The following is an 11,619-nucleotide window of genomic DNA, read 5'->3' as shown; positions in this document are numbered from 1 at the left end:
CCGGCTCCGCCGCCACGGCTGCGGATGCGCGTGCTGCACACGCTCGCCGACTCCGAACTCGCGCCGTACCGGGCGGAGATCAGCGCGCGGGGCGGACGGCTCACTCCAGAGGGTCTGCCCCGCCAACCCGACGCGACCTCGCCGGTGACGCGCCGGACCCGCCGCGCCTCCCTGCGCACGGCGCTGACCGGGACGGCGACCATCACCTGTGTGCGGACGTCCGCCGCCGCGACCGCGACCGTGGGGACCGCGCTCGTCCCACTGTTCCTGGTGCCGGCCTCCACGCCGTCCGTCGGACCGGGCCTCGCACCCGGCGGACGCGGCGGGCACAGCGTCACGGTTCCGCTCAACGGCATCGTGCGGGAGCCGTTCCCCGGCAGATCGCCGGCGTCGACCCCACCTGCTGGTGTGGACTCTCCGGTCCCGGACGACGCCGAGCCTCCAGTCCTGCCGCCGGATGACGAGGGAACGCCACCGATCGTGGAGGTGCCGAAGTATCCCGAGGTACCGGCGATCTCCGGCGCGGTGCCCAGCGATCCCGTGGTGCCGGTACTGCCTGTGCTGCCCGTCCAGCCGCCGGCACTGACCGTCCCCACCGTGCCGGGCCACGTTCTCGGGAACGTCCCGCACCTCGCCGACAACGTGCCGCTGACCCTCCAAAACGTCCCCAGGGTGGTGCAGGACGTTCCGCACTTGCTGCAGGACGTCCCCCGAGTCGCCCAAGACGTCCCGAGGGCGTTGCAGGACGTCCCACAGGTTGCTCAGGACGTTCCGCGGATCGTGCAGAACCTTCCGGGCATCGTGGAAGGTCTCCCGCAGCCCGCACATGACGTTCCGCGCGTCGAGGACACCTCTCGGACCAGCCACTACGTCCCCCGCCCTGGGAAGGACGTCTCGGGCACGGTGCAGGACGACTTGGGGACGGCCCGGGACGTCCCGCAGCGCGGAGAAGGCGTCGCAGAGGCTGCGCAGGACGTCCCGGGGTTGGGGCAAGACGTCCCCAAGACCGTGCAGGACGTCCCGCGCTCCGATAGGGACGTCTCGGGGACGGGGTAGGACGTCCCGCGTCCCTGAAAGGACGTCTGCAGGACCGTGCAAGACGTCTCGCGCGCCGGGAGGACGTCTCGGGGACCGGGCGGGACGTCCCGCGTCCCTGAGAGGACGTTTCGAGGACGGCGTAGGACGTCCCGTTCGGGGGCTGAGACGTCCTGGGGGACCTGCGGCGACTCGGCTGAGGGTGCGGACGTGACGCGGTGAGGGAAGGCCGGGGCGGGCGGCTGAGCATGATCGAATTCGGGTGCGGACTCGTACACTGGCGGGCATGGCATGCCGCATCACCGAGCTGGTCATCGACTGCGCCGACCCCGAACGGCTCGCCGTGTTCTGGAGCGAGGTGCTCGGATACGTCGAACTCGACCGGGAGGACGACGGGAGCATCGTGATCGGACCGTCCGGTGCCGACCCCGGCGGCCCGACGCCCGTTCTCGTCCTCAACCCCAGTAGCGATCCGCGCCCCGCGAAGCTCCGCCTCCACCTCGACGTCAACCCCACCGACCGCGACCAGGACGCCGAGTTGGAGCGGCTGCTCGCGCTCGGCGCCAAGCCCGCCGACGTCGGCCAGACCGGCGCCGAGAGCTGGCACGTGCTGGCCGACCCCGAAGGCAACGAGTTCTGCCTTCTGCACAGCCGGGTCGAGCCTGTCTGACGCACGCGCGTCCCGTCCCGAACGCACCCGGCCGCGTCGGTGGGGTGCGGGAGGAATTGGGCGGGCGCGGGCGATGACTTCAGTGTGGCTTGGTGGTCCGTCTTTCCGACGAGCGGAAAGGTGGAGTGATGAGCATCGTCTACACCGAAATGACCGTCTCGCTGGACGGATACATCGCGGGTCCGGACGAGACGGGCTTCGATCGGCTGTTCCGCTGGTACGACAACGGTGACGTGGTCTGGGAGACGACGCACCCCGAACTCACCTTCCGGCTGACCGAGGAGAGCGCGGGCGCGTTGCGCGAGACGCTCGCGCGCACGGGCGCGTTCGTCGTCGGACGCAGGCTGTTCGACCTCACCAACGGCTGGGAGGGGCGGCATCCGTTCGACGTCCCCGTCGTCGTGCTGACGCACCAGGTGCCGAAGGACTGGCCGCACCTGGGCACCGCGCCGTTCACGTTCGTCACCGAAGGCGGTGTCGAGGCGGCGGTCGCCACGGCGAAGGAGATCGCGGACGGCCGGGACGTCGGTGTGAACGGCGGCACGATCGCCACCCAGTGCCTCGACGCGGGACTGCTGGACGAGGTGGGCATGGCGCTCGTCCCGGTCATGCTCGGCGGCGGCGTGCCGTACTTCGGCCCGCTGGAGAACGGCCCGCTCGACCTGGAAGGCCCGATCCGGACCGTCCAGGGGAAGGGCGTCACGCACCTGCGGTACCGCGTCCGCCGCCCCTGACCGCAGCCTCCGGACGACGCGCCAGACGACGCACCGGGCGGCGCGCCCGACCGCCGCGCCGACCGCCGCGCCGACCGCCGTGCGTGACCGTCGGACGGCACGCCCGGCCGCCGCGCATGACCGCCGGGAGACGCGCCTGACCGCCCTGCCGCCCGCCGTGCCGACCGTCGCGCTGGATGCCGTGCCGGCCGCTGCGCTTGACCGTTGGGGTGGGGAGCCCGCGCGGGTCATGCGGCGTCCGGCCAGGCCCAGCCGAGCTGGGCGAACAGGCCGAGGCGGTCGGAGACGCCGCGGATCTCGCTGATCATGCCGTCCCGCAGGGTGAAGACCAGGATCATCTCGTTCTCGAAGGCGCGCCCGGTCGGGACCGGCATGCGCGGGTGCGTGCCCGTGTGGGTGCCGGACTGCGTGCAGCGGGCCACGACGGTGTCGCCGGAGGCGACGAGCTGGTCGACGCGGCAGTGGTAGTCGCCGAACGCCTCCAGCTGCATCGCGATGGCGTCGAAGGCGGCGCCGGGCTCGTCCGGCTCGCCGTGGATGATCTTGTTGTGGTCGACCACGTCGGCGGCCATGACCTGGCGCAGGTCGGCGAGGCGGCGCTCGTTGACGGCGGCGAAGAACGCGGTGACGACGGCGGTGGCGGACATGCCCACCCTCCCTCTTACGGTGTAAGACATTCGGACGCGACTATGATGCGTCTTACGCCGTAAGAGAGTCAAGCCGGAAGGAGAACCTGTGGGTAAACCCGTCGGCCTCACCCGGGAGCGCGTCCTCGACGCCGCGCTGGCCCTGGTCGACCGCGACGGCCCGGCCAAGCTGTCCATGCGCCGCCTGGGCGCCGAGCTGGGCGTCGAGGCGATGACGCTGTACCACTACGTCCCGAACAAGGACGCTCTCCTGGACGGCCTGGTCGAGCGCGTGATCGCCGAGGCCCGCCCGCGGCCGGGGCCCGGCCTGGAGTGGATCGCCGACTTCGCCCGGTCGCTGCGCCGTGAGCTGCTCGCGCATCCGCGCGTCGTGTCGTTGCTGGCGTCCCGGCCGATGAGCACGCCGGGCGGCCTGGACATGGTCGAGGAGGCGCTCGCGGCGCTGGCCGATATCGGCCTGACGCCTCTGGAGGCCGTCGGCCTGCTGAACACGGTCGCCACGTTCACCGTGGGCCACGTCCTGGCCGAGGTGCCCGCCGACACCGAGCCTGAGCTGCCCGATCTGGAGCGGCATCCGCGCGTGGCCCAGGCGGTGGCGGACGGGCTCGGCACGCCCTCCGACCACGAGGCCCGGTTCGAGCGCGCCCTCACCGCCCTTTTGACCGGCCTCGCCCCCGCGGGTGAACGATGATGGACCGATGACCCCTCGGGCGGGTGAGGCCGGCGGGACGGATGGTCCCGCGGGATCCCGCCCTTGGGGAGGGCGCGGCGGCGCATGCTTGGGAGGTTCGGCTCCGGGTGCTGGCGGGAGGGCGCATGAGGGTGGTCACTCTGTGGCGCACTCGGGACGGCACCTACGCGGTCAGGGACGACCAGATGCGACTGCTCGCCGAGTTCTGGGCCGAACGGGAGGGCTGGTGGCGGGGCGAGCTGGCCGACGGCACCGTCCGGCGGGTGTGGGTCCCGGTGCGGGACGAGGACGAGGAGGCCGCCGCCCGCGAGGTCACCAAACGCCTGCTGAGCCGCTGAGAGGACATCAGCGGCCCGGGGTGGAGAAGACCTCGTTCAGCCAGCGGAAGACCGGGCCGAACGTCGCGTCCCAGACCGCCCGCAGCGCGCGGCCGATCGGGCGCGCCACGTTCACCCAGAGCCAGCGGACGGGCAGCACCACCAGGTACTTCACCGGGACGACCAGCAGGTAGTACAGCACGCGTCCGGCGGCCCACCAGGCGGCGCTCAGCACCGGGAACAGGGCGTGCTCCCAGATCCAGGCGAGCCCGCGGCCGATCGGGACGAGCACGTACCGCCAGAGGAACGTCAGCGGCACGACGATCAGGATGTTGAGCACCCAGGCGATCGCGATCGCGATGGGCCGCAGCACGTACCGGCCGATCCAGGCGAGACCGGCCCAGAGGCCGCGCCCGATCCAGGCCAGGAAGGCGCCGAGCAGCCGCAGCGGCGGGAGCAGCAGCGCCGTCCACACCCACACGACGGGCTTGACCAGCACGTAGTAGAGCGCGATGCCGATCGGCCGCAGGACGTACCGGCCGAACTGGACGAGCAGCCAGCCGATGCCGCGCCCGATGAGCACCAGCAGTTCCCAGGCCAGCCGGAACGGCAGCACGATCACCATGAGGGGCCAGATCAGGCACCCGGGCCCGGAGTATTCGTTCGGCCTGGTCACAGTGCGTCCCCTCATGTCGTGCTCGGTCCCGACTATGACGGTTCGGGGCCGGAAGCGGTTCAACACCGTAACCCTCATGGCCACCCGGTTTTCGGACAGAGCCCGCGTCGGGCCTTCCGCCGCCGATGGGGACGGATGTGGTCAGGGGGAACGGCGTGTCGCGGCTTGCTCAGGTGTCCGAAACCGGCCCTCGACAGGGTCCGCATACCGGTGTTCTGATGAGGCCATCCTGCCGCGACCGTGGACGGGCGGGGACGGACCGAGCCCCCGCCGCGCGTCCCCCGGGGACGTCCGCGAAGCTGCTCCCGCCGTGGCGGGACGGCTTCGGGAGGTCCGGATGGTCGAACGATCGAGGACAGGCCCCGGAAGGCGGGCCGTGCGCGGCTCGCTGGCCACGGCGCTGCTGGCCGCCGGTCTCGCCGCCTGCGGCGGAGGCGGCGGAACGCCCACGCTGAACTGGTACATCAACCCCGACAACGGCGCGCAGGACCGCCTGGCGAAGTCCTGCTCGGCCGCGTCCGGCGGCCGGTACCGGATCAAGACCTCGCTGCTGCCGTCGGACGCGAGCCAGCAGCGCGAGCAGCTCGTCCGGCGGCTCGCCGCCAAGGACTCCGGGCTCGACCTGATGAGCCTCGACCCGGTGTTCGTGGCCGAGGCCGCCAACGCCGGGTTCCTGCGCCCCTTCACCGGCGCGGAGGCGCCGGCGCTCACGCAGGGGGTGTTCGCGGCGGCCGTGCAGAGCTCCACCTGGAAGGGACGGCTGTACGCCGCGCCGTTCTGGGCGAACACACAGGTGCTCTGGTACCGCAAGTCGGTCGCGAAGAAGGCGGGCGTCGCCCCCGCCGCACCGGGCTTCACCTGGGACAAGATGATCGACGCCGCCGAGCGGACCGGGACGACGGTCGGCGAGGAGGGCAACAAGTACGAGGGCTACATGGTGTGGATCAACGCCCTCGTCGAGTCGGCCGGCGGGCACGTCCTCACCGGCGGCGAGAACGGCGCGGACGCGCGGATCGCCATCGACGGCCCCGCCGGCGGGCAGGCCGCGCGGATCATCCGGCGGCTCGCGCGGTCCCGGGCGGCGAGCCCGACGCTCGCGACCGACGTCGAGGAGCAGGCGCGGTCCCTGCTGAACGGACAGCGCGGCGGGTTCCTGCTGAACTGGGGCTACGTCTGGCAGGCCGAGACCGGCGACGCCAAGGCCGGCACCATCCCGAAGACCGTTCCCGATGACCTCGGCTGGGCGCCGTATCCGCAGGTCACCGAGGGTGTGAAGGCCAGGCCGCCGTTCGGCGGGATCGAGCTCGCCGTCGGCGCGTACGGCAAGCACAAGGCCGAGGCCGTGGACGCCGTCAGGTGCGTGACGACCGCCGGGAACATGAAGAAGTACATGCTCGACTCGGGCAACCCCGCCGCGCGCGCCGCCGTCTACGACGACCCCGAGGTGGTCAAGCAGTTCCCGATGGCCGGGCTGCTGCGCGACTCGATCAACGCCGCCGCCCCGCGTCCCGTCACGCCGTACTACGGGGACGTCTCCGGGGCGATCCAGTCCCGCTGGCATCCGCCGGCGTCGGTGAATCCGGCGACGACCCCGCGCCGCTCGGCGTCGTTCATCGGCCAGGTCCTCCGCGACAAGGCCCTGCTCTAGGAGGCACGCATGAGCGCCACTCCAGGTGAGAGCGCCGCGGCGACGGCGGACGGACGGTCCGCGCCCGGCGGACGCGCCCGCGCCGAACTCTCCGACCGGGGCCGCGCGGAACGCCGCCTCGGCCTGCTCCTGTCCGCCCCGGCCGTCGCGGTGATGCTGCTGGTCACCGCGTATCCGCTGGTCAACGCGCTGTACCTGTCGCTGTTCCGGTACCGGCTGACCGCCCCGGACGACCGGAAGTTCGTCTGGTTCTCCAACTACGCGACCGCGCTCGGCGACCCGCTGTTCTGGCAGGACGTGCTGACCACGCTGGTCATCACGGCGGTGACGGTCGCGGTCGAGCTCGTCATCGGGTTCGCGTTCGCGCTGGTGATGCACCGCGCGGTGTTCGCCCGGCGGACCGTCCGGACCGCGATCCTGCTGCCGTACGGGATCGTCACGGTGATCTCGGCGTTCGCCTGGAAGTACGCGTTCGACCTGCAGTCGGGGTTCGTGAACTCGTGGTTCGGGCTGGGCGACTTCGCGTGGTTCTCGCACCGCTGGGCGTCGCTGCTCGTGATCGTCCTGTCGGAGATCTGGAAGACCACGCCGTTCGTGTCGCTGCTGCTGCTCGCCGGGCTCGCGCAGGTGCCGCGCGACCTCGGCGAGGCCGCGACCGTGGACGGCGCGACCGCCCGGCAGCGGCTGTGGCGGGTGACGATCCCGAACATGAAGGCCGCGATCCTCGTCGCGGTGCTGTTCCGCACCCTGGACGCGTGGCGGATCTTCGACAACGTCTTCGTGATGACCTCCGGCCAGGAGAAGACCGAGACGCTGTCGTTCCTCACCTACCGGCAGACGATCACCCGGACCGCGATCGGGCTCGGGGACGCCGTCGGGGTGCTGCTGTTCCTGTCCGTCGTGCTGATCGCGGCCGTGTTCATCCGGGGCTTCCGGGTGGACCTGTCGCAGGTGCGGGGGGACCGGTGAACACCCCGTCGCCCCCGCCCGCGACCACACCGCCGACCACGGCGAAGGCCCCGCCCGCGACCACTCCGCCGACCACGGAACGAGGTGACCGCTGACCATGGAAAGCGCCCGCTCGAAGTGGCTGTGGGCCGTCGGCTCGCTGCTCATCCTCGTCTGGACGGCCGTCCCGATCCTGTGGATCGTGATGCTCTCGTTCAAGCAGCCCGGCGAGGTCGGCAACCGGCACGGCTTCCTCCCGCACACCTGGACCCTGGACAACTACCGGACCGTCTTCCAGACCGGCCTGTTCACCTCGGCCCTGGTCAACTCGATCGGCATCTCGCTGATCGCGACCGCCGTCGGCGTCGTGTTCGCGACGCTGGTCGCCTACGCCATCGCGCGGCTGGAGTTCCCGGGCAAGCGCGCGATCCTGTCGTTCGCGCTCGCGATCGCCATGTTCCCGGTGGTGTCGCTGGTCGGGCCGCTGTTCGACCTCTGGCGCGACATCGGCCTGTACGACACCTGGCCGGGGCTGATCATCCCGTACGTCTCGTTCGCGCTGCCGCTGGCGATCTGGACGCTGTCGGCGTTCTTCCGCGAGATCCCGTGGGAGATGGAGCAGGCGGCCCAGGTGGACGGCGCGACGACCTGGCAGGCGTTCCGCAAGGTGATCGTCCCGCTGGCCGCGCCGGGCGTGTTCACCGCGGCGATCCTGACGTTCTTCTTCTGCTGGAACGACTTCGTCTTCGGCATCTCGCTGACCTCGACCGACAGCGCCCGCCCGGTTCCGGCCGCGCTGGCGTTCTTCACCGGGGCCAGCTTCTTCCAGCAGCCCACGACCGCGATCTGCGCCGCCGCCGTGGTGGTGACCGTGCCGGTCGTCGTCATCGTCCTGTTGTTCCAGCGCCGCATCGTCGCCGGGCTGACCGCCGGCGCCGTGAAGGGATAGCCGCGATGGCCGCCATCACCATGTCCCACATCGTCAAGCGGTACGGCGACGGGTTCCCGGCCGTGAACGACGTGTCCCTGGACGTCCGGGACGGCGAGTTCATGATCCTCGTGGGGCCGTCCGGGTGCGGGAAGTCCACGCTGCTGCGGATGATCGTCGGGCTGGAGGACATCACGTCCGGCGACATGCGGATCGGGGACCGCCGGGTGAACACAGTCGCTCCCCGTGAGCGGAACCTGTCGATGGTGTTCCAGAACTACGCGCTCTACCCGCACCTGACCGTGTTCGAGAACATCGCGTTCCCGCTGCGGCTCGCCAAGGTGCCCGGGGACGAGGTGGACCGGCGCGTCCGGGAGACCGCGGACCTGCTGGAACTCACCGAGCACCTGGAGCGCAAGCCCGCCAACCTGTCCGGCGGTCAGCGGCAGCGCGTCGCGATGGGCCGGGCGATCGTCCGAGAGGCCGACGCGTTCCTGTTCGACGAGCCGCTGTCCAACCTGGACGCCAAGCTGCGCGGGCAGATGCGCACGGAGATCTCGCGCCTCCAGCGGCGGCTCGGCGTGACGACCGTGTACGTCACGCACGACCAGACCGAGGCGATGACGCTCGGGGACCGCGTCGCGGTGCTGCGCAAGGGCGAGCTGCAGCAGGTCGGGAGCCCGCGCGAGCTGTACGAGCAGCCCAGGAACCTGTTCGTCGCGGGGTTCATAGGCGCGCCGTCGATGAACTTCCTGCCCGCCACGATCGAGGATTCGCAGCTGCGCACCCCGCTCGGCGCGCTGCCCCTGGACGACCGCGCGCGGCTGGACGCCGTGGGCGACCGCCGGGTCGTGCTCGTCGGCGTCCGTCCGGAGGCCTTCGAGGACGCGTCGCTGGTCAGCGCGGACAAGCGCTCGCGCGGCACGGTGGTCCAGGCGCGCGTGGACGTCACCGAATGGCTGGGCAACGAGCTGTACGCGTACGTCCCCTACGAGGCCCCGCAGGACGTCGCCACGCGCCTGCGCGACCTGTCCCGGGAGCTCGACGGCGACCAGCTCCGGACGCAGGCCGTCGTCGCGCTCGACCCGTCCAGTGGGATCCACGCGGGTCAGGACGCCGAGCTGTGGGTGGACACCGCGCGGCTGCACATCTTCGACCCGTCCACCGGCCTGAACCTGACCCGCGACGAGGAGGCGGTCGCGGCCCTCACCCGGCAGGCGGACGCCGCCCGCGAGGCCGAGCGCGCGGCCCAGCGCACCGCCACCCAGGAGGTGCCGCCGGCCGAGCAGGCCTGACGAGACGGCGGGAGGGAGGTTCAGCCCTGGAGGCGGCGGCGGAGCACCGGGAGGTGGCTCTCCTCGACCTCCTTGGTCGCCGTGAGCAGCGTGACCGGCCCGCTCTCGGCGAGTTCACGCAGGTGGAGCACTATCTCGGTGCGTTCCGGGGCGTCCAGCTCGGCGCGGTAGCGGCGGGCGAACCCGGCCTTCTTCGCCGGGTCGTGGCCGTACCACTTGCGCAGCTCGTCGGAGGGCGCGACCTCCTTGGCCCACTCGGTCAGCTCGGCGTGCTCCTTGGACAGGCCGCGCGGCCACAGCCGGTCCACCAGCACGCGCGCGCCGTCCGCCGTTTCGGGCGCGTCGTAGGCGCGCCGCATCCGGAAATCCCCCATGGCCGGTGTCCTACCCCCGAAGCGACGGTTAGCCCCGCGCGGCCACGGGGATCTTGCCGGAGGGAAGATCGTTCCATCGGGGGAGGCGCGGACATGGCGACGGTCGCCGAGCAGCTCATCGAGATCCTGCGGCAGGCGGGGGTCCGGCGCGTCTACGGCGTGGTCGGGGACAGCCTCAACCCGGTCGTGGACGCCGTCCGGCGGACCGACGGGATCGAGTGGGCGCACGTCCGCAACGAGGAGGCCGGCGCTTTCGCGGCCGCCGCCGAGGCGCAGCTCACCGGGCGGCTCGCGGTCTGCGCCGGAAGCTGCGGGCCGGGCAACACGCACCTGATCAACGGCCTGTACGACGCGCAGCGCACCGGCGCGCCCGTCCTCGCCATCGCCTCCCAGATCCCGAGCGCGCAGATCGGGATGGGCTTCTTCCAGGAGACCCATCCGGAGCGCGTGTTCGCCGAGTGCAGCGTGTACCGGGAGCTGGTCAGCGGCCCGGAGCAGATGCCGAGGATCGTCCGGACCGCGATCCAGCACGCGGTCGGGATCGGCGGCGTCGCGGTCCTCGCGCTGCCCGGCGACGTCGCCGACCGGGACGTCCCGGCCCCGGTGGGCCGCTCCGACATGCTCGTCCGCAAGGGCGTCCTGCATCCGCCCGCCGACCAGGTCGAGCAGCTCGCGGGCCTGGTCAACCGGGCCTCGCGGGTCATGCTGTTCTGCGGCGACGGGGTGCGGAACGCGCACGACGAGGTGATCGAGCTGGCCCGGCGCGTGCTGTCCCCGATCGGGCACTCGCTGCGCGGCAAGGAGTGGATCCAGTACGACAACCCGTTCGACGTCGGGATGAGCGGCCTGCTCGGCTACGGCGCCTGCTACGACGCGATGCGCGAGGCCGACCTGGTCCTGCTGCTCGGCACCGACTTCCCCTACGACCAGTTCCTGCCGGGCAAGCGGACCGTCCAGATCGACTACGACGCGTCCCGGCTGGGCCGCCGCACCCCGCTGGAGCTGGCCGTCCACGGGGACGTCGGGGAGACGTTGCGACAGGTCATGGGCAAGGTGCGGCAGAAGACGGACGTGTCGTACCTGGACGGGATGCTCCGCAAGCACACCCGTTCGCTGGAGAAGGTGGTCGACGCCTACACCCGCGACATCGAGCACCACACGCCGATCCATCCCGAGTACGCCGCCGCCGTGCTGGACGACGTCGCCGCCGACGACGCGGTCTTCACGGTGGACACCGGCATGTGCAACGTGTGGGCCGCGCGCTACCTCACCCCGAACGGACGCCGCCGCATCATCGGGTCCTTCCTGCACGGCTCGATGGCGAACGCGATGCCGCACGCGATCGGCGCGCAGTTCGCCTACCCCGGCCGCCAGGTGGTCTCGGTGTCCGGGGACGGCGGGCTCAGCATGCTGCTCGGCGACCTGATCACCATCCGGCAGCACCGGCTCCCGGTGAAGATCGTGCTGTTCGACAACGGGTCGCTCGGGATGGTCGAGCTGGAGATGCTCGTGGACGGCCTGCCCGCGCACGGCACCGACAACGGCGAGGTCGACTACGCGGGCATCGCGCGGGCGGTCGGCATCGACGCCGAGCGCGTCGAGGACCCGGCCCGCGTCCTGCCCGCGCCCGCCCGGCCCGCCACCGCCCCGGAGAAG

12 protein-coding genes and 1 pseudogene are annotated in these 11,619 nt (G+C 71.8%); 10 read left to right on the top strand and 3 right to left on the bottom strand.

The window, feature by feature from the left end; translation table 11 throughout:
* From AB0J52_RS12755 to AB0J52_RS12745, 3 genes and pseudogenes are all read left to right on the top strand, one after another.
* A pseudogene (locus AB0J52_RS12755) lies at positions 1 to 1,056 on the top strand (hypothetical protein); the annotation flags it as partial.
* 265 nt (positions 1,057 to 1,321) lie between these two features.
* Positions 1,322 to 1,705 (top strand): VOC family protein, encoded by a 384-nt coding sequence (locus AB0J52_RS12750; RefSeq protein WP_500181729.1) that lies wholly within the window; start codon positions 1,322 to 1,324, stop codon positions 1,703 to 1,705.
* A 128-nt stretch (positions 1,706 to 1,833) separates the two neighbouring features.
* On the top strand, positions 1,834 to 2,439 hold the full coding sequence (locus tag AB0J52_RS12745) for a dihydrofolate reductase family protein (RefSeq protein WP_500181728.1): 606 nt from the start codon (positions 1,834 to 1,836) through the stop codon (positions 2,437 to 2,439).
* Between the two features lie 227 nt (positions 2,440 to 2,666).
* On the opposite strand, the gene AB0J52_RS12740 is transcribed toward AB0J52_RS12745, so the two are convergent.
* On the bottom strand, positions 2,667 to 3,086 hold the full coding sequence (locus tag AB0J52_RS12740) for an ester cyclase (RefSeq protein ID WP_500181727.1): 420 nt from the start codon (positions 3,084 to 3,086) through the stop codon (positions 2,667 to 2,669).
* A gap of 88 nt (positions 3,087 to 3,174) precedes the next feature.
* Here AB0J52_RS12740 and AB0J52_RS12735 point away from each other — a divergent pair, with 88 nt between their 5' ends.
* Positions 3,175 to 3,777, top strand: coding sequence for a TetR/AcrR family transcriptional regulator C-terminal domain-containing protein (locus AB0J52_RS12735; RefSeq protein WP_500181726.1), 603 nt, complete (start codon positions 3,175 to 3,177; stop codon positions 3,775 to 3,777).
* A 125-nt stretch (positions 3,778 to 3,902) separates the two neighbouring features.
* Positions 3,903 to 4,115, top strand: a complete 213-nt coding sequence (locus tag AB0J52_RS12730) for a hypothetical protein (RefSeq protein ID WP_500181725.1) — start codon at positions 3,903 to 3,905, stop codon at positions 4,113 to 4,115.
* Positions 4,116 to 4,122: 7 nt separating this feature from the next.
* Here the strand turns inward: AB0J52_RS12730 and AB0J52_RS12725 are convergent, their stop codons facing one another.
* Positions 4,123 to 4,785 (bottom strand): hypothetical protein, encoded by a 663-nt coding sequence (locus AB0J52_RS12725; RefSeq protein WP_500181724.1) that lies wholly within the window; start codon positions 4,783 to 4,785, stop codon positions 4,123 to 4,125.
* A 361-nt stretch (positions 4,786 to 5,146) separates the two neighbouring features.
* On the opposite strand from AB0J52_RS12725, the gene AB0J52_RS12720 reads away from it, so the two are divergent.
* The 4 genes from AB0J52_RS12720 (at position 5,147) to AB0J52_RS12705 (ending at position 9,589) form a co-directional block, all read left to right on the top strand.
* Positions 5,147 to 6,418, top strand: a complete 1,272-nt coding sequence (locus tag AB0J52_RS12720; RefSeq protein ID WP_500181723.1) for an extracellular solute-binding protein — start codon at positions 5,147 to 5,149, stop codon at positions 6,416 to 6,418.
* A gap of 9 nt (positions 6,419 to 6,427) precedes the next feature.
* Positions 6,428 to 7,387: a carbohydrate ABC transporter permease gene (locus tag AB0J52_RS12715; protein ID WP_500181722.1), complete on the top strand. Its 960-nt coding sequence runs from the start codon at positions 6,428 to 6,430 to the stop codon at positions 7,385 to 7,387.
* 97 nt (positions 7,388 to 7,484) lie between these two features.
* The gene (locus tag AB0J52_RS12710) at positions 7,485 to 8,315 is read left to right on the top strand and encodes a carbohydrate ABC transporter permease (RefSeq protein ID WP_500181721.1); all 831 of its coding nucleotides are present in this window, start codon (positions 7,485 to 7,487) and stop codon (positions 8,313 to 8,315) included.
* A gap of 5 nt (positions 8,316 to 8,320) precedes the next feature.
* On the top strand, positions 8,321 to 9,589 hold the full coding sequence (locus tag AB0J52_RS12705; protein WP_500181720.1) for an ABC transporter ATP-binding protein: 1,269 nt from the start codon (positions 8,321 to 8,323) through the stop codon (positions 9,587 to 9,589).
* Between the two features lie 20 nt (positions 9,590 to 9,609).
* Here AB0J52_RS12705 and AB0J52_RS12700 read toward each other — a convergent pair whose 3' ends face one another.
* A complete protein-coding gene (locus AB0J52_RS12700) occupies positions 9,610 to 9,963 on the bottom strand; it encodes a DUF488 domain-containing protein (RefSeq protein ID WP_500181719.1) in 354 nt (117 codons plus the stop codon).
* A gap of 93 nt (positions 9,964 to 10,056) precedes the next feature.
* On the opposite strand from AB0J52_RS12700, the gene AB0J52_RS12695 reads away from it, so the two are divergent.
* The coding region (locus tag AB0J52_RS12695; protein ID WP_500181718.1) for a pyruvate dehydrogenase at positions 10,057 to 11,619 on the top strand (1,563 nt) is incomplete at its 3' end.

Source organism: Spirillospora sp. NPDC049652 (genome assembly GCF_040675125.1).
Taxonomy (GTDB): Bacteria; Actinomycetota; Actinomycetes; order Streptosporangiales; family Streptosporangiaceae; genus Spirillospora.
The sequence above is the reverse complement of the archived record's forward strand: the minus strand, read 5'-3'. Positions and strand labels throughout refer to the sequence as shown.